Source organism: Dactylosporangium sp. NPDC049525 (assembly GCF_040676755.1).
Taxonomy (GTDB): Bacteria; Actinomycetota; Actinomycetes; order Mycobacteriales; family Micromonosporaceae; genus Dactylosporangium.
Genome location: NZ_JBFAPO010000027.1, coordinates 1 through 17,472, shown reverse-complemented (window position 1 = coordinate 17,472; position 17,472 = coordinate 1). Strand labels below are relative to the sequence as shown.

General features: G+C 71.3%; 16 protein-coding genes. 10 read left to right on the top strand and 6 right to left on the bottom strand.

From position 1 onward, the window contains the following. Positions 1 to 23: 23 nt before the first annotated feature. On the top strand, positions 24 to 545 hold the full coding sequence (locus AB0K00_RS32075) for a SigE family RNA polymerase sigma factor (RefSeq protein WP_363527923.1): 522 nt from the start codon (positions 24 to 26) through the stop codon (positions 543 to 545). 23 nt (positions 546 to 568) lie between these two features. Next, entirely contained in the window at positions 569 to 1,402 is an 834-nt protein-coding gene (locus AB0K00_RS32070; RefSeq protein WP_363527920.1) for a hypothetical protein, read from the top strand. A 198-nt stretch (positions 1,403 to 1,600) separates the two neighbouring features. Here the strand turns inward: AB0K00_RS32070 and AB0K00_RS32065 are convergent, their stop codons facing one another. Next, entirely contained in the window at positions 1,601 to 1,987 is a 387-nt protein-coding gene (locus AB0K00_RS32065) for a RidA family protein (protein WP_363527917.1), read from the bottom strand. A gap of 305 nt (positions 1,988 to 2,292) precedes the next feature. On the opposite strand from AB0K00_RS32065, the gene AB0K00_RS32060 reads away from it, so the two are divergent. The 3 genes from AB0K00_RS32060 (at position 2,293) to AB0K00_RS32050 (ending at position 4,842) form a co-directional block, all read left to right on the top strand. Next, complete coding sequence (locus AB0K00_RS32060) at positions 2,293 to 2,532, top strand: hypothetical protein (RefSeq protein WP_363527914.1); 240 nt, start codon at positions 2,293 to 2,295, stop codon at positions 2,530 to 2,532. A 122-nt stretch (positions 2,533 to 2,654) separates the two neighbouring features. Beyond that, positions 2,655 to 3,602 (top strand): hypothetical protein, encoded by a 948-nt coding sequence (locus AB0K00_RS32055; RefSeq protein ID WP_363527912.1) that lies wholly within the window; start codon positions 2,655 to 2,657, stop codon positions 3,600 to 3,602. Between the two features lie 469 nt (positions 3,603 to 4,071). Further along, positions 4,072 to 4,842: a TIR domain-containing protein gene (locus AB0K00_RS32050; RefSeq protein ID WP_363527909.1), complete on the top strand. Its 771-nt coding sequence runs from the start codon at positions 4,072 to 4,074 to the stop codon at positions 4,840 to 4,842. Between the two features lie 31 nt (positions 4,843 to 4,873). Here the strand turns inward: AB0K00_RS32050 and AB0K00_RS32045 are convergent, their stop codons facing one another. Further along, the gene (locus AB0K00_RS32045) at positions 4,874 to 7,135 is read right to left on the bottom strand and encodes a glycoside hydrolase family 3 N-terminal domain-containing protein (protein WP_363527907.1); all 2,262 of its coding nucleotides are present in this window, start codon (positions 7,133 to 7,135) and stop codon (positions 4,874 to 4,876) included. 135 nt (positions 7,136 to 7,270) lie between these two features. Between AB0K00_RS32045 and AB0K00_RS32040 the strand changes: the two genes are divergently transcribed. Together AB0K00_RS32040 and AB0K00_RS32035 are read left to right on the top strand one after the other, a co-directional pair. After that, the gene (locus AB0K00_RS32040; protein ID WP_363527904.1) at positions 7,271 to 9,370 is read left to right on the top strand and encodes an MMPL family transporter; all 2,100 of its coding nucleotides are present in this window, start codon (positions 7,271 to 7,273) and stop codon (positions 9,368 to 9,370) included. A 254-nt stretch (positions 9,371 to 9,624) separates the two neighbouring features. Further along, positions 9,625 to 10,704: a hypothetical protein gene (locus AB0K00_RS32035; RefSeq protein WP_363527901.1), complete on the top strand. Its 1,080-nt coding sequence runs from the start codon at positions 9,625 to 9,627 to the stop codon at positions 10,702 to 10,704. A 40-nt stretch (positions 10,705 to 10,744) separates the two neighbouring features. Here AB0K00_RS32035 and AB0K00_RS32030 read toward each other — a convergent pair whose 3' ends face one another. Further along, positions 10,745 to 11,347, bottom strand: coding sequence for a dihydrofolate reductase family protein (locus AB0K00_RS32030; protein ID WP_363527899.1), 603 nt, complete (start codon positions 11,345 to 11,347; stop codon positions 10,745 to 10,747). After that, positions 11,344 to 12,183: a metalloregulator ArsR/SmtB family transcription factor gene (locus AB0K00_RS32025; RefSeq protein WP_363527896.1), complete on the bottom strand. Its 840-nt coding sequence runs from the start codon at positions 12,181 to 12,183 to the stop codon at positions 11,344 to 11,346. Before AB0K00_RS32025 ends, AB0K00_RS32030 begins: the two co-directional genes overlap by 4 nt. 192 nt (positions 12,184 to 12,375) lie before the next feature. Between AB0K00_RS32025 and AB0K00_RS32020 the strand changes: the two genes are divergently transcribed. Then, positions 12,376 to 12,693 (top strand): hypothetical protein, encoded by a 318-nt coding sequence (locus AB0K00_RS32020; RefSeq protein WP_363527894.1) that lies wholly within the window; start codon positions 12,376 to 12,378, stop codon positions 12,691 to 12,693. Positions 12,694 to 12,744: 51 nt separating this feature from the next. On the opposite strand, the gene AB0K00_RS32015 is transcribed toward AB0K00_RS32020, so the two are convergent. Further along, positions 12,745 to 13,416 (bottom strand): ankyrin repeat domain-containing protein, encoded by a 672-nt coding sequence (locus AB0K00_RS32015; protein WP_363527891.1) that lies wholly within the window; start codon positions 13,414 to 13,416, stop codon positions 12,745 to 12,747. After that, the gene (locus tag AB0K00_RS32010; protein WP_363527889.1) at positions 13,416 to 15,647 is read right to left on the bottom strand and encodes an Hsp70 family protein; all 2,232 of its coding nucleotides are present in this window, start codon (positions 15,645 to 15,647) and stop codon (positions 13,416 to 13,418) included. The genes AB0K00_RS32015 and AB0K00_RS32010 overlap by 1 nt, the downstream gene beginning before the upstream one ends. A gap of 116 nt (positions 15,648 to 15,763) precedes the next feature. On the opposite strand from AB0K00_RS32010, the gene AB0K00_RS32005 reads away from it, so the two are divergent. Both AB0K00_RS32005 and AB0K00_RS32000 read left to right on the top strand, forming a co-directional pair. Next, positions 15,764 to 16,288, top strand: coding sequence for a sigma-70 family RNA polymerase sigma factor (locus AB0K00_RS32005; protein ID WP_363527886.1), 525 nt, complete (start codon positions 15,764 to 15,766; stop codon positions 16,286 to 16,288). Further along, positions 16,285 to 17,397: a CU044_5270 family protein gene (locus AB0K00_RS32000; RefSeq protein ID WP_363527883.1), complete on the top strand. Its 1,113-nt coding sequence runs from the start codon at positions 16,285 to 16,287 to the stop codon at positions 17,395 to 17,397. Before AB0K00_RS32005 ends, AB0K00_RS32000 begins: the two co-directional genes overlap by 4 nt. Positions 17,398 to 17,472: the final 75 nt, after the last annotated feature.

Sequence of the window (17,472 nt, the reverse complement as noted above, 5' to 3'; positions counted from 1 at the left end):
TTCATGGGACGGGAGGAGACCGGGTGGATACGTCTTTCGCAGACTTCGTCCGGCATAGGGGAGATCGCCACCTGAGAACGGCGGTCCTGCTCACCGGTGACTGGCACGCGGCCGAGGACCTGATGCAGGCGTGTCTGGGCAAGTTGTACCGGGTATGGCATCGCCTGGATACCAGCACCGAGCCTGACGCATACCTACGCCGCATGCTGGTCAACACCCACCGGTCCTGGTGGCGTGCCCGGTGGCGGCGGGAAGTCCCTCGCGCTCAATTGCCTGACCTGCCCGCTCCGGGTGACATGAGCGACGCAGGCGCCACGGCCGAGGACGTCCGCAGCGCGCTCGCGAAGCTGCCAGTGCGGCAGCGGACGGCGCTGGTGCTCCGGTTCTTCGAAGATCTGTCGGAGGCCGACGTCGCCGAAGTGATGGGCTGCTCGGCGGGGACGGTCAAAACCCACACACATCGCGGGCTGCAAGCCATGCGCCGGCTGATCGCGTCCGATACCGCGGTCAACCGAAGCGAGACGGAGAGGAGTGGAGTCCGGTGAGCAACCAACACGAGGAGCCGTCAATGAACGAGACAGCAGTCCGCGCACTGCTCATCCGAGGGACCGAGGACCGCCCGCCGGGCATCGATCTCATTGCCGCCGTGCCGGCTGTGCCGGCGAGATGGGAACGCCGGCACAGCCGGGTCCTGATGCCGTTGGGCGTCGCGGCAGCGGTGGTACTGGCGGTGAGCATGACCGTGCTGGCCCTGCCAGTCGGCCAGCCCTCGGCTCAGGCGCAGGTGGTCGCCGCGGTCGAGAACACCAGCCGGCAGAGCTATCGGATCCACGGCACCAGCGGTACGAGGGCGTTCGAGGGAGCCTTCGACCCCGTCCAGCGGGTGGGGGTCATCACGACGGTCGGGGAAGGCGCCGAGACCCGCTTCGTCGGCGACCTGATGTACGTCCGGCGGGGCGGGACGACCTGGGAGGTCTCCCCGCGCATGGAGGTGGCAGACGCGCCGATGGCCGTCACCGTGGTCAAACTCGTCGTGCTGGACCCGGCGCAGACCTTGCAGCGGCTGCGATCCGCCACGGACATCCGTGAGGACGGTGCCGCCTCCGGCGACGGTTGGACCGGCACGCGGTTCACCTTCTCGCTGACGGACAAGGGTGAGCCGAAGCCGGCAGGAGGTTCGCGGACCATTACCGGAGCCGTGGACGTGGACAACCAGGACCGGATCCGGCGGGTACAGCTCGACTTCAACGACAGCAGCGCACGGAACGTCGTAACCTTCGGCGACTTCGGCGTCCCGGTCACCGTCACGGCACCACCCGCAAGCGAGGTGGAGCAGCCGCCGACCAGCAAGCAGAGCGGCGACAATGCGGCCAAGAGCTCCGGGGAGCCTCGCAAGAAGTAAGGCGGCGACCGCCCTGAGGCCGTCAGGCACGAGCGGTGCCCGGTCGGAGCGCTGTGCTCGGACCGGGCGCCACCCGTGCGGCCGGACGTCCACGGCACCGGAGGCCGACTCGCGGGCGACGTTGTCAACGACGGGCGAATCACGCGGATCGCGGCAGAAGAGCGCGTCGAAGCAGGCCCACGAGCCTTCCTGATCGTGTCAGGCTGCCGCAGTCACCTCGATCTCGACCAGCCAGTCACTCGCGAGCGTCTGGACGACGATCGCCGTGGTGGGTATGACCCGTCCACCGAGAGCGGACACCCGGGCGGCAGCATTCGCCTCGGCGTAGGAGACGTCGGTCAGATAGCTCGTGAGTCGAACGATGTTGTCGACGGTCATGTCCGCCGAGGCGAGGATGGTCCCGATGTTCGACCAGATCAGGTCGAGCTGCTCGGCGAGCGTCGCGCCTGGGGTGCCGTCCGGGCGTAGGCCCATCGTGCCCGCGACGAACAGCAGCCGCTCGGCACCGCGCACCTCCATCGCGTGCGCGTAGTCGCCGGTGGCCGGGTACACGCCGTCGCTCGGGCTTCGTGACTGTAGTTGCATGCGATCATGCTCGCAGGCGAGCAACTGTATGCGCTGTCCCCGCGGTCGAACTCAACCGCTCGCCGCGTAGGCATCGCCGCCGGACGATCCGCGCAACGCATGCACATCGGCAGGACGGGAAGCCCCTGCCCGCTTGGGCCTGCCACTCCCTGTGACGACCACGGTTCTGCCGCCGCGCGAGACCGGCGGCAGATCCGGCCGCCATGATCGCTGGCCAACTCCGGCCAAGGAATCATCGACGCCGAACAGCGAGCACCGGTCAACGTTCGCTGAGTGCATCATGGACCAGCGCTGCGATCGGCAGCATGACCAGCAGCAGTAGTGTCGCCAAGCAGCCGCTGCTGATCGTGATGATGTTGAACATGCTCACGATGCCGTCGTACCTGTCGATCATCGCCGCGTATCCAGCGGCGTACAGCGTTACCGCCGTGGCGGCCAAGAACACCACGACCGCCAGCGGCCACAACCATGCGGCAGATCCGGATGTCGCTCCAGCGCGCTGCCCAGGCGCGTGGACGGCGCTCGATCAAGTGATGACCTTGTGAAGGTACTGGGCAGGCCGTCGCGTGATGTGGGCGTGGGCTGGCAGGCTGACGCCGTGGGTCATGTAACGGCAGGAGTGGTCGGCGACCGAGTGCGCGGAGGTCGAGCTTCCAACCGGACCCCGTTGATCGCACTTGTCTGTATGGTGCTGTGCGCGCTTGGCAGCGCCTGCGGCGGCCCGATGGCGTCACGGGACCGCGCGACGGCTGTCGGTTACCTGCCGGACGGTCGGTTCCTCATGGCAGCTGCAGCGTATGAGCGGCCGGCCACTCTCTGGACCGCGCAACCAGGTAAGGACCCACGCCCGCTGCCGTTCGACTACTGCAGCCCGATCATGGTCCTGTCGATCTTCTCGATGTCGGCCGAACGCATCGGGCTCACCGTGTGGTGCCACGAGTCGCCGGAGTTCCGGCTCGTCGCTCTAGATTTGCCGACGGGACTGGTTACACCGTTGACCACTGCGCCGCGGATCGATGCCGGCGTCTGGCTGCCACGGTCAGGCATCGGCATCGTGCAGTACCGCACCAACCGCACCAGCAACGACGATCGATGCCACGGCGTCGGAGAGGTAGACACCGACGGGGTCATCCGCTCCTTGCACTTGACCGTGCTCCTGCCGACCACCTCGGTGTCGCTGGCGACGACCCTGCCCCCGCCCGACGCGACCGACTGCGCTGCTCATACCCTGGCCCGAGCTCCCGCCGTGTCCGCGAACGAGCGCTACACCGCCTTTTTCCTGCACCAGTGTCCCGACCAATGCGCCGGCACCGAACAGGAGTGGCAACACGAATGGTTCGTGGTCGTCCACGACCGGATCACCGGGCACAGCGCAGCATCGCCCCACCCGTTCCGCCGCCCCTACGACCTGGCAGTCGCTGACGACGGCGCGCTGGTGATCAGCGCCCGTTACGGCGACACGACGGGCCTCTGGTACTGCCAGCCGCAGGACTGCACCAGACCGAGAAGTCTCGCCGAAGGAGTCTTCTTCTCGCCCGGCTTCCGCCACGACAACGCGTACCTGATCGCGGTGGAGAACGGTGAAATTGAGCCAACCGTGATCAAGCTTTACTGACCACTCCGCGGCTGTGTGGCGATAGTCCGCAGGCAGACCTCGATGCCATGCGGTCTCGGTACGCCCGGCCTGCCAGGATGAAGTGGGTGACATCCGCTCATCGGCAAAGTCGTGCACCAAGGCAGGGAATGCCAGGGGTCCGACTCGCTGTGTAGCCGGGTCCGACCGCGGTAGCGGCCCAGATATGCAGCTGTCGCCGTGCGTAGCAGGAGCTCGCCACGTGCGGCTGGGACGATGATGGCAGCCATGTGTCACCCTGCGTTACTCGCGGCGATGCACGCCAGTGCGTTGGCTGCGCCAATTCCTCCACCTCTTGTGGGGGCGGTGACGGCGGTCGACTTGCTTGCTGGCTACCACTAGCTTGTGGTGAAGGCACGGGAATCCCTCAGATGGACGACTTTCATCGGCTGCGCTCTGGACGGAGGCGCCGCTTCCGTCAGGCTCAGCTCGCTGGGATGGATGGAACACCATGGCGGATCTGCTGATCAGACGGTTCGAGCACTACTTCCGGCATCCCGACTCGGGGCACGACGTCCTGCGGCCGGGTGATCAGGCGGTGGCGTGCCGCAACGTGCGGACCGTGCTCGAATGGTTTGGCGTAGGTTCCGGTGCGTCGTCTTCCGGTGACGTCTACGACGACGAACTGAGCGCGGCCGTGCGAGCGTTTCAAACGGATCGTCAACATCGGATAGCGGATGGGCTCGTGGGGCCAGGCACGCGCGAACTGCTGACCTCCGAGGTCCTTCACCGGTTCCAGCCGTCAATATTTCAGCGACTGATCCGGCCGGAACGGCGGCGGCTTCCGTCTGCCTTCCTCAGTTACGCGCGGGCGGATCAACCCAAGGTCGACAAGCTGAACCAGTGGCTTCAGGACCATGGGGTTCAGGTGATCCGTGACATGGAGTTCTTCGTCGCCGGCACGACCATCCAGGAAAACATCGCCGACGCACTGAGCGCAGCAGACAAGATCATCGCGGTGTACTCGGCGAACTCCAAAGACCGGGACTGGCCGCGCCTTGAGCGATCCCTCGCGGAGCAGGTGGAGACCAGACTGGGGTCCGCGGTCCTCATCTATCTGCGGTTGGACGACACGCCGCTTCCCGCGTACGACCCTCATCGGCTGGCCGTTGAGGCCGAAGGCCGGACGCTCAAGGAGATCGGAGCGCAGCTGCTGCATGCTGTCGCGGGCACGGCGTTGTCCTCGCCGCGGTACGAGTACGACGAGGACAAGCCGCTGTGAAAGACCTACAGGCAAGCCGCTGTGAATAGACCTACAGGGACGGGTGGATCGGGTGGCTGACGTTGAAGGCGGCGCGGAGCAGGTCCTCGTCGCGCGAGGATGAGCCGACCAGCAGCTCGAAAGCGCCGGGCTCGACCACCCGTACACCGGCCGCGTTGACGAACGTGCAGGCGGCGACGGGCAGGTCGAGGGTGACGGTGCGCCGTTCGCCGGGGGACAGGGGCACCTGCGTGTAGGTCTTGAGCTCCTTGTCGGCCCAGGTCGCGGACGTGACGGTGTCGCTGACGTAGACCTGCACGGTCTCCAGGGCGGGGCGGGTGCCGCTGTTGTGCAGGGTGACGGTGGCCCGCAGGGTGTCGGCGGCGGTCACCTCGGCCTGCTCGATGCGCAGGTCGTCGTATTCGACGGTGGTGTAGCTCAGGCCCTGCCCGAACGCGAACGTAGGGCGCTGGGTCAGGTCGGCGTAGCGGCTGCCGTGCTGGCCGCGGACCTGGTTGTAATACGTGGGCTGCTGGCCGGAGTGCTGCGCGAAGGAGATCGGCAGCCGGCCGGTCGGCTCGATGGCGCCCAGCAGCAGCTCGGCGATGGCGCGGCCGCCGCGCATGCCGGGGTTGGCCGCGTAGATGATGGCGGCGGCGTTGAGCGCGGACGGCGGCAGGACGAGGGGCTTGGAGCTGATCAGGACCACGATCAGCGGCGTGCCGGTCGCGGCGAGCGCGTCGAGCAGGGCGACCTGCCCGCCGATGAGCTCCAGGGTGGCGGTCGACTTGCCCTCGCCGACGAGCTCGATGTGGTCGCCGACGACCGCGACGACGTAGTCGGCTTCCTCGGCCAGGGCGACCGCCTCGGCGATCAGCGCCGGGTCGGCGGCGCTGGGGTGCACGACGTGCGGGCGGGGCTGGCCGTCGGGGAAGAACTCGCCCTCGGGGTCGGGGCCGACGGTGAGGATGTCGGCGCCGCGCGCCGTCGTGACAGTCCAGTCGGCGGGGGCAACCAAACGCAGCCCGTCCAGCACGGTCTCGGTCAGCTCCCGCGGGTGCCCGTCGGGCAGCCATTCGGTCTGCCCGGACGCGCCGGCCCAGTCGCCGAGCTGGGCGTGCTGGTCGTCGGCGTTGGGGCCGACGAGGGCGATCGTCTTCGCGGCGCCGGCCATCGGCAGGGTGCCGTCGTTGCGCAGCAGGACCAGGCTGCGGCGGGCGATCTCCAGGTTGACCGCGGCGTGCGGGCCGCAGCCGATCACCGCGGCCTGCCGGGCCGGGTCGGGGTGGCGGGGCTGCTCGAACAGGCCGAGCTCGAACTTCAGCGTCAGGACCCGGCGGACCGCCTGGTCGATGTCGGCCTCGTCGAGCAGGCCCTTGGCGACCGCGTCCTGGGCGCCCTCGAAGAAGCCCGGGGTGGTCATCACCATGTCGTTGCCGGCCTTGACGGCGGCGGCGGACGCGGAGGCGTAGTCGACGTGGACCCGCTGCTCCCAGACCATCCGGCCGACGTTGTCCCAGTCGGTGACCAGGGTGCCGGTGTAGCCCCACTCGCCGCGCAGCACCTCGTCGAGCAGCCAGCTGTTGACGGTGATCGGGACGCCGTCCATCGACTGGTAGCCGAGCATGAAGGTGCGGCAGCCCTCCCGGGCGACCCGCTCGAACGGCGGCAGGAACCAGGAGCGCAGCTTGCGCCGGGAGATGTCGGCCTCGCTGGCGTCGCGACCGCCCTGCGTCTCGGAGTAACCGGCGAAGTGCTTCGCGGTGGCCAGGATCGCGGTCGGGTCGTCCAGGCCGTTGCCCTGGTAGCCGCGGACCATGGCGGAGGCGAGCTCGCCGATGAGGAACGGGTCCTCGCCGAACGTCTCGCTGACCCGGCCCCACCGCAGGTCGCGAGCGATGCACAGGACGGGGGAGAAGGTCCAGTGGATGCCGGTGGCGGCGACCTCCACGGCGGTGACGCGGGCGACCTGCTCCACGAGCGCCGGGTCCCAGGACGCGGCCATGCCGAGCTGGGTCGGGAAGATCGTCGCGCCGCTCCAGAAGGAGTGGCCGTGGATGCAGTCCTCGGCGACCAGCAAGGGGATGCGCAGGCGGGTGCGCTCCACGAGGGCGGTCGCCTCCACGACCCGCTCGGGCGAGGCGTGCAGGATCGAGCCGGCGTGCATGTCCTCGACGAGGTGGCGTACGCCGTCGCGCGCGTTGAGCTGCAGCATCTGCCCCACCTTCTCGGGCAGCGTCATGCGGGCGAGCAGGTCGGCGACGCGCTCGGCGACGGCGAGAGAGGGGTCGAGATACGGCAAAGGCGCTGGCACGGAGTTCCTTTCACACTGGTCCGCCGAGAACGATACGCGGGAGAGCGCTCTCTGGAGAACCCCCTGCCTCGGGGCACTACGGAGCGTGTCCTGGGTCACAATGCGTAGCCCGCCTACCTATGCAAGCATCGACGCATGGGGAAGTCTGTCGCCGGCGCCGTCTCGGGCCGCCGGATCAAGTTCGTCTTCGTGATCTTCTGGCTGGCCGTCGCGGCCTTCGCCGGCCCTCTCGCCGGCAAGCTGACCGACGTCGAGCGCAACGACAACAAGTCGTGGCTGCCCGGCGGTGCCGAGTCCGTGCAGGTCATCGACGTGCAGTCGAGCTTCGCCTCACCGGACACGATCCCGGCGATCATCGTGTACGAGCGGGCCTCCGGCCTCACCGGCGACGACAACACCAAGATGAAGGCCGACGCCGCCGCCTTCGGTGGGCTCGCCGAGCTCGACGGCACCGTCACCGGCCCGATCCCGACGAAGGACGGCCAGGCCGCCCAGATCATCGTGCCGGTCAACCTCGGCGCCGACGGCTGGTCCAAGGCCGGCACCCTGGTCGACCACCTGCGCGACACCGCTACGCAGGGTGCGAACGGGCTCACCGTGCACGTCACCGGCCCGGCCGGCACCGCAGCCGACTCCAGCGCCGCGTTCGAGGGCATCGACAGCAGCCTCCTGCTCGGCACCGTCGCCGTCGTGGTCGTGATCCTGCTCATCACGTACCGTAGCCCCCTGCTGTGGCTCCTGCCGGTCATCTCCTCCGGTGTCGCGCTGGTGACCGCTCAGGCCGTCATCTACCTGCTCGCCAAGCACGCCGACCTGGTCGTCAACGCCCAGAGTGCCGGCATCCTCACCGTGCTCGTCTTCGGCGCCGGCACCGACTATGCGCTGCTGCTCATCGCGCGGTACCGGGAAGAACTGCGCCGCCACGAGGACCGGCACGAGGCGATGGCCGAGGCGCTGCACCGCTCCGGGCCCGCGATCATCGCCAGCGCCGCCACGGTCGTGCTCGGCATGCTCTGCCTGTTCTTCGCCGAGACCAACTCCACCAAGGGCCTCGGCCCGGTCGCCGCCATCGGCATCGCGGTCGGCCTCGCCGTCATGCTCACCCTGCTGCCGGTGCTGCTCACCATCTGCGGCCGGTGGATCTTCTGGCCGCTGCGGCCCAAGGTCGGCTCCGCCGAACCCACCGCGACCGGCCTGTGGGCCCGCGTCGGCGACCGCATCTCTCGCCGTCCCCGCACCGTGTGGGTCGCCACCGCGCTGATCCTCGCCGTTGCCACGATCGGCGTCGTCCAGCTCGACGCGACCGGCCTCACCAACAAGGAGTCCTTCCGCAACACCCAGGACTCCATCGTCGGCGAGGAGGTCCTCGCCCGGCACGGCGCCGGCTCCGCCGGCAGCCCCGTCGTCGTCATCAGCACCGCCGCCGGCGCCGCCGCGACCAGGGCCGCGTTCGCCGCCGTGCCCGGCATTGACCCGGCGTCGATCAGCGAACCGGCCGTCAAGGGCGACTACGCGTCCATGTCTGGCGAGCTCGTCGATCAGGCCGACAGCCAGGCGGCCTACGACACCGTGGACCGGGTCCGCGCCGCGGTGCACGCCGTGCCCGGCGCCGCCGCGAAGGTCGGCGGCACCACGGCCATCAACCTCGACGTCCAGCGCGCCGCGACGCACGACCGCAACCTGATCATCCCGATCGTCCTCGCTGTGGTGCTGCTGATCCTGATCCTGCTGCTGCGCTCGGTGCTGGCACCGGTCATCCTCATCGCGACCGTGGTGCTGTCCTTCGGCGCGGCCCTCGGTGTCAGCGCGCTGGTCTTCCGGCACGTGTTCGGCTTCGGCGGCGCCGACTCGTCGTTGCCGCTGTTCGTCTTCGTGTTCCTGGTCGCGCTCGGGATCGACTACAACATCTTCCTGATGACCCGGGTGCGGGAGGAGGCGGTCAAGCACGGCACCCGCCGCGCCGCCCTGGTCGGACTGTCGGCCACCGGGGGTGTCATCACCTCGGCCGGCCTGGTCCTTGCGGGCACGTTCGCGGTCCTCGCCACGCTGCCCCTCACCGCCTTCGCCGAGATCGGCTTCGCGGTGGCGTTCGGTGTGCTGCTCGACACCATCATCGTGCGCTCGGTGCTCGTCACCGCGTTGAACCTCGACGTCGGTGAACGCATGTGGTGGCCCAGCGCTCTCGGCCGGGCCACCGGACCTGCGGTCCTGGAGAAGGACCGGGTCGCCGCCTAGAGGATCGGGCGGCCGTCGCGGTACGGGCCGCTGACGTGCTCTTCTTCGACGATCAACAGGTCCTCGTCGTGCTCGAAATCGCGGTACTCACGTTCGTCATGCGAAAGCATGTAATACCTTCCCTTCGTTGCGGGACTACTGGTACCCGCAACGAAGGGTGATCAAACTGTGTCGAATGCCTCACCCGGTAGTCTGCGACACGGTTCGGACAGTGTGCGAGCGGGGGCGTGTTGCATCCAGGCGGACCCGGCGGCGTGGAGCTGCCCCACCAGACCCTGCCCGCCCAGCTCGGCGGTCGCATCGAGGCCGCGGAGGTCCTGACCCACAACCAGGGTAACGCCGCCACCGGCGGGATCTGGCGGGTGCACGGCCCGACCGGCAGCGCGGTTCTCAAGGTCGCCAGGCCACCCGCCACCGTGCCGGTCGGCTCGCCCGCATGGCAGACCAGCGACGAACCGACCCACTGGAACTACTGGCAACGCGAGGCGCTGGCGTACACGACCGGCTTCGCCGCGAGCGTCTACGCCGACGCCGGCATCGCCGCACCCGCCGTGCTGGACGTCGCGCACCGCCCCGACGGCGCGATCGAGCTGTGGATGGCCGACGCCCGGGGCGCCCCCGGCATGTCCTGGTCGGTGGCGCGCCTGGCGCACTTCGCCCGGCAGCTGGGCGCGGCGCAGGCCCGATGGGTCGGCCGGGTGCCAGAACTGCCGTGGCTCTCACGCCGGTGGCTGTCCCAGTACCTGGCCGAGGGGCCCGGCCGCGGCGTCCGGACCGGCGGCGACGAGCCCTGGGAGCACCCCGCCGCCGCGGTGTGGCCGGCGGCCGTACGCGACCAGCTCCGGCGGCTGTGGGTGCAGCGGCACGCCGTCCTCGCCGCCGCGGAGGCGAGCCCGCGCACCGTCTGCCACCTGGACGTGTGGCCCACCAACCTGATCGAGGACGGCGCGAGCACCGTGCTGGTGGACTGGTCGTTCACCGGCGAGGGCGGCATCGGCGAGGACATCGCCAACCTGATCGTGGACAGCGTCGCCGACGGGCTGATGGACGCCGCGCTCCTGCCCGACATCGCCGCCGCCGTCACCGAGGATTACATTGCGGGCCTGCGTGACGGCGGCTGGACCGGCGCCCCGGACACCGTGCGCCAGGCGATCGCCGCCTGCGGCGCGGCGAAGTACAGCTGGTTCGCACCGATGACCCTCGGCCGCGTGATCCGCGACGGCACGTTCGGGCACCCGCAGTACGGCCGCGACACCACCGGAGCATCGGCCCTGCTGCGACTCGAGGGCCTGGTCACGCTGCTGGCCGACTGGGCGCGGGCGACCTTGCCCTGACGCCCCGTGGGACCAGCGAGATCACGGCGGGCCGGCCGGTTCAGCGGACCCGGTCGTAGATGAGCGCGAGGGTGCCGTGCTCGCCTGCGGCCTGGCTGGTGAGGGTCCACTGCCCGGCGGGCAGGCCGTCGTCGAAGAGGCGCGGCCCGCCGCCGAGGAAGACCGGGAAGATGGTCAGCGCCAGCCGGTCGACCTGGTCGGCGGCGAGGAGCGCCTTGATGACGCTCGCGCTGGACAGCACGAGGATGTCGCCGCCGTCGGTCGCCTTGAGGTCCGCGACCACCTCGGCCGTCGGCTTGTCGGCGATCGTCGTGCGCTCCCACGGCGCCGCGCCGAGCGTCGAGGACAGGACCACCTTCTCGGTGTCGACGAGCCACTGCGCGAACGCCTCGTCGCGCGGGTCGACGCCCTCCATGCCGATGACCGTCGGCCAGAACCCGAGGAACCCCTCGGCGTTGACCCGGCCCAGCAGGGCCGTGGTCGCCGGCTTCCAGAGGCTGGTCAGGTGGTCGCGGGCGACGTCGGTGATCGCATACGGCATCACCCAGCGCATGTCCACGGGGTTCTCCGCAGCGGCGTACCGCCCGTCGAGGGAGAGGCTCATGTTGGTGACGACCCTGCGGCCGCCGGTCTGCTCGGTCATTTCTCGCTCCTGGTGTCGTTCGTGCTGGTGATGAGGGTTGCCGCGAGCTTGTCGAGGCTCTGGCCGAAGCCGAGCTCGATGCCCGCGACGAAGTCGGCGGAGTCGACGGTGCTGCCGGTGATGCGGTACTGAACGTCGAGGTCCGTGCCGGTGCCGGTGCGCCGCAGGTGCATGTCGACGTGGGTGGTGAAGGCGGGGGCGCCGCCGGGCAGCAGCGGCGAGTTCCGGTAGCTGAGGCGCTCGCCGGGCCGCACCTCCTCGACGACGCCCTCCGCCCGCCCGACCACCAGGTCGGAGCCGTCGGCATCCTCGACGTCGCGGTATTCGAGGACGACCCGCCCGCCCGGTCGCGCCTCGAAGGCGAGCTCGGAGACGCGCAGGTCGTCGGGCGTCCACCAGTGGGCGAGCAGGGCGGGGTCGGTCAGGTGCCGCCACACGAGGTCGGCGTCGCCGGCCAGGGCCCGGTGGAATGTGAACGACCGCCCGTCGGCCCACCCGGGCGCGTCGGCGGCGAGCCGCTCGGCCTGCAGGCTGAGCCCGTGCCGCTCGAAGGTCGCGTTCGGCCCGCCGAACCGGTCGGCGGCGTCGGCGAGCCGGAGGAGCGCGGTCGCCAGGTCCCGCAGGGCGGCCGGCCGCAGCGCGTAGATGCGGCGCTGCCCGACCCGCTCCGAAGTGACCACCTCGGCCCGCTCCAGCGCCTGCAGGTGCTTGGTCGTCTGCGGCTGGCGCGCCCCCGTGAGCTGGGCGAGCACGCCGACCGACCGCGGCCGCTCGGCCAGCAGGCCCACGAGCCGCCAACGGGCCGGATCGGCCAGCGCGGTGAGGAGTGCGTCCATGCAGCAAACTATTCTCCACGGAGAATATTCTTGTCAAGGAATAACTTTGCCGAACCGACTATGGTCGTGTGCATGGCGGGTGTACCGAGGGTGATCGCGTCTGGTGAGCTGGTCGCTTCCGTGGATGCCGTGTCCATCCATCTGCTGACGGTGGAAGCGTGGTCCGGGTGCCTCGCGGTTCGCCTGGTCGGCGTGCCCGATGACGAAACCCGGCACCCCGCCGGCGCGCATGCGGCGGCGATGGCCGAGTGGCACGCCTCCGGAGCGGCGGACGCCGGGACGTGGCCGCCGAAGTCGCCGGCCGAGCTGACGTTCGAGTTCGTGCGGCTGCAGGCCGAGCAGGGTGGTGTCCCGCTGCGCCTGACGGCCCGCTCGTGCGGGGGCACGGGCACCGAATGGCTCGGACAGTGGTACTTCGAGGCCGGCACCGACCTGTCCGCCGGCATTGTGCGGGTGACGGTCGAGGCCGACGACAGCCGGTGGAGCGAGTCCTTCGACCTGGCCGCGTAGCCGCCGCGCGCCTGCTCCGACCGGGTCAGCCGTCCCAGTCAGTCGTCCCGGTCAGTCGTCCCAGGCGGGCAGCACGAGGTGCGGGGCCGGCTGGGCGGCGACGGTCTGCGGGCAGTAGGCGCGGACCCGCACGTCGCCCCGGAACGCGCGGAACGTCAGCGTCAGTGTGGTTTCGGCGTTTCCGGGTGCGTGGAACACCGGTCGTCGGTCGTGGCCCGGTTCGCTGAGGTGGCAGGTGTACCGCAGGACGCCACCGACGCTGATACCGGCCTCGACGGCGCCGTGTACCGGTGGGAACGCGCGCAGTTGGTGCTCCAGGTGGATGTCCGTGCCGGTGAACGTCAGCTCGCGGACGAGGTCGACCGGGGTGCGGGCGGACATCCAGCGCAGCGTGGCGCGGCCGGCGCCCTCCGACCACTGCGCCGGTTGCCAGCTGAAGCCGTGCGCGACCAGCAGGCGCCGGATCGGCCGGCTGCGGGTCGAGTCGTAGCAGTTCCACCCGTCGACGTGGCAGAGGTCGGGATCGGCGCCGTGGCGCAGCAGCAGCGTCACCAGTTTCAGCCGGCCGAGCTCGCAGGCGAGCAGCAGCGCCGTCGAGCCGGTCCAGGGCTCCTGCTGGTTGACGTTCCAGCCGCTGCCGATCAGGGCCCGCAGCGCGCGGAAGTCGTTGCCACGCACCAGCTCGTGGACCCGCTGGAAGTCCACCTCCCGGGTGCGGCGCATCAGCGTGCTTCCGCCGGGGCTTCCCGGCGCCAGGTGTTCCAGCGCTCCAGGGCCAGGCTGATGCCGCCGAGCAGGATGATCAGCGCCAGCCCCTGCCGGACGGACAGCGCCGCCAGGGCGTCGCCGAGCAGGTCGAAGGTGGCCACGCCCCACCGGAGCGGTCCGGTCGGCGGCGGCATGTCGTTCTCGGAAGCGGTGAGGATCCGGCGCCAGAACAGGACGGCGAGGACGCCGGCCAGGGCGAGGCCCGCGCCGGCGGCGGCGCGCAGCGGCCGGGCCGCCTGCGGGGACCGCGCCTGCAGCACGATCCGCCCGACGGTCGCCGGCACCGACAGCAGGGCGAGGGTCGAGGCCAGGCCGACCGCGAAGCACGCGTTGACGGCGATGCCGTGCAGGACGCCGACGCTCATCGAGATCAGGAACAGCGAGACGCCGAAGCCGTCGCGCTCCAGCATCGGGTCGGCCGGGTGCGCTTCCACGTACCAGAGCTTGGAGAGGGTGGTGCCGGCGAACGCGGCGACCAGGAACAGCATGCCGGCCACGCGCCGGGCTCGTGCCGGGCGCGCACCGGCGTCGAGCCGTGGGCGGGCGAAGCCGCGCAGCAGCAGCCGGATGCCGTACGCCACCAATGCCAGCGCGGCCAGCAGATGGGCGACGGCCGCCCAGCCGTTCCTGTCGACGTCGAACCTCGACCAGGACGACAGGTACGTATGGGAGTCCAGGATCAGGCAGGTGCCCACCGCGAACAGCAGCGGCAGGCCCAACCCGGTCAGCGTCGCCGCCGGGCTCCGGCCGCTGCCGGGCAGGCCGGCGGCGACGAGCAGCAACAGCAGCGGCAGCACGGTGGCGAGCGCGATCGGGGCGACCGCGGCCTTGACGCCGTAGGCGAAGTACTCGCCGGCGTGCTCGGTGCTCGCCACGATCCACAGCAACGCCAGCCAGCCGCCCGGCACCAGCAACGCCAAGGCCCAGCCCGCCCGCCGCGACGAACCCGGAACGCCGACGGCCGCCGCCGGTGTCAACTCAGGTGAAGGATCGGGTGAAGGGCCGGGCGCGGCGACGGGTTCGGCGTCGGCGTCGGGTTCGGGTTCGGCGTCGGGTTCGGGTTCGGGTTCGGCTTCAGGTTCAGGTTCGGCTTCAGGTTCGGGCAGGATCGCCGCTTCGGGAGGCACCTCGTCCACGCCGGCCGCCTCCACGGCGTGCAGGCTTCCCGTGGCCACCACCAGCTCCGGCTGGTCGAGCACGGTCGGCGCGATGCGCAGCGAGCGATGCAGCAGCGTGGCGGCCAGGGGAAGGCGGCTGCCACCGCCGACGAGCAGCACACCCGCCACCGACTCGGGCGCGACCCCGGCGTCGCGCAGGGTACGCACGGTGAGCTCGACGGTCGGCTCCAGCAGCGGCCGCGCGAGACCCTCCAGCTCCTCGCGGGTCAGGTGCACGGTGACGTCGGCGAGCGGCACGTGCAGGTCGGCCGTGGCGTGCCGGGACAGCTGCTCCTTCGCCGCCCGCGCCTCCTGCCACAGCTGCTGGCGGGCCCGCTGCTCGGCGGGCTCCGTGGGCCAGGCGAGCCGCCCCCACAGCGCTTCCGGCGCGCCGCCGTGTGCGCGGGCGTGCGCGATCACCGCCGCGTCGAGGTCGAGCCCGCCCACGTCGGGCAGCCCGGCCGTCGCCGTCACGACCGGCCCGCCGCGCACCACGCTCACGTCGAACGTGCCGGCGCCCAGGTCGTACACCACGAGGAACCGGTTGCCCGTGACGGCGCTGCCCAGTACACCGGCGAAATAGGCGGCCGCGGCCACCGGCTCGGGCACGAAGGCCACCTCGGCCCAGCCTGCCTGCCGGGCGGCTGCGGCGAGCACCGCCAGCCTGGTCCGCGCCCAGGTCGCGGGGTGGGTCAGCACCACCTCGTCCGGGGCGGCACCGGCCACCCGCCGCGCCTCCGCGTCGACGCGGGCGAAGACGGCGGCGACGACGTCGGCCACCGGGATCTCGCGCCGGCCCAGCCAGAGCGTGCCGTCGTCGATGTGGCGCTTCGGGTGCGGCTCGTAGGCGCCCGGGTCGCCGCTCGCGGCGCGGACCGCGTCGAGCCCGGTGAGCAGCGCGTCCGGGGCGGCGAACACGGCGGAGGCGAGCAGCGGCGAGCCGTCGAAGAGCAGCGGCACCGCGGCGCCGTCGGGACGCTGGAGCACGGCCACGGTGCTGGAGGTGCCGAAGTCGACACCCAGTCGCATCGCGGCCACCGTCTATCAATATACGAACCTGTCCTGGAAGACCAGGATCGTCGGTAAGAATCCGGCTGCTGCCCGCACTACTCGTGACGGCGTACCTTCCACCCGAGGAGCAGCATGTGACGGATGCCGAACGCTTCACCACGATCTACGACGCGCATTACCGGCAGGTGTACGCCTACGCGGTGACCCGGGCCGGCCGGGACCACGCCGACGACGTGGTGGCCGACACCTTCCTCGTCGCCTGGCGCCGGGTGCGCGACGTGCCGGCGGCACCGCTGCCGTGGCTGCTCGGCGTCGCCCGCAACGTGGCGCGGGAGCGGTACCGCGACGAGGTCCGCCAGACCGCCATCGCCGCCGAGCTGCGGGCCTGGATCCGCGAGGCCGACGACGACGTGGCCGAGCACGTGACCGACCGAGCGGCGGTCCTCGTCGCGCTGGGCCGCCTCAGCGAGGACGACCGGGAGGTGCTGACCCTGACCGCCTGGCACGGGCTGTCCGCCCGGGACGCCGCACGGGTCGTCGGCTGCTCGACGGCCACGTTCTTCGTCCGCCTGCACCGGGCCAGGAAACGCCTGCAGGACGCCATTGCACCCGCCAGCCGCCGCACCGGGATCACCTTCGCCGAGGAGTACAGCCGATGAGCACCCGACCTGACGTGATGCAGCTGCTGACCGACGCCCGCCCGCGGCGCCTCGAGCCGGACGACCGGCCGGACCCGGCGGCGTTCACCGCACACCCGCGGCCGGCCGCGGGTCGCCGGCGGTCCGTGCCCCGGCGCCTGGCCCTGGCCGGTGCGCTGCCGGCGGTGGCCGCGGCGGCCGTCGCCGCGCTGGTACTGACCAGTGGCGGCGGCACCGACCCGGTGACGGGACCGACCGGCCCCGGCACCACCGCCGTCGCCGCCCAACCGGATTCGGCGCGCGAGCTGCTGCTCGTCGCCGCGGAGAAGACCGACGCCGGCGGAGCGGCGACCAGCGGCCGATACTGGGTGCGGGTCCAGGAGCACGGCGAGCGCAAGGAGGTCGGCCCGGCCGGCGGCCGCTACGGGATCGCGGCCCGCTTCCAGATCGAGCGGTGGCAGGCGACCGGGGCCGGCGACCCGACCGTCGACGTGCAGCAGGACCTCGGCGCGGTCCCCGTCACCGCGGCGGACGAGGCCGCGTGGAAGGCCGACGGCTCACCGGACCGGTGGACCGAGACCGGCCCGGCCGGCACGAAGCCGATCGTCCGGACCACCGCACCCGGTCCGCGAATCGTCCGCCCGTTGCGCGGCGGGCCGCTGCTCATGATCGCCGGTCAGCCGGTCACCACGGCCGACCTCGCTGGGCTGCCGACCGAGCCGGCCGCGTTGAAGGCCTGGGTGACCGCGCGGCTGCGGCAGGGCGGCGGCACCGAGAGCGATGCCGTCGCGCTGTTCTACGCCGGCCGTGACCTCGTCGCCGAGCTCCCGGTGACCGCGGCGGTGCGCTCAGCCGCATACCGGATGCTCGCCGACCTCCCCGGCGTCGACTTCCTCGGCGTGGTGCAGGACCGGCAGGGCAGGTCCGGCATGGCGGTCGCGTACACGCGGCGCGGCGACGGCGGCTGGGGCCAGCAGCGGCTGATCGTCGACCCGGGGACCGGCCGGGCGCTCGCGCAGGAGTCGTGGTTCCTCGGCTCCGGCGGGGCAGCCGCGGCGACCGGCACGCTCATGAGCTGGACGGTGCAGGTCAGCTCGCGGTACACCGACGACGCCGCGCCCACCGCATAGGTTGGCCCGGGGTCCGCGGCGGGGCGCGGGGGCCCGCGGCCCCCAGCCGCCCGCCCGCCCCCCCCGGCGGCGGGG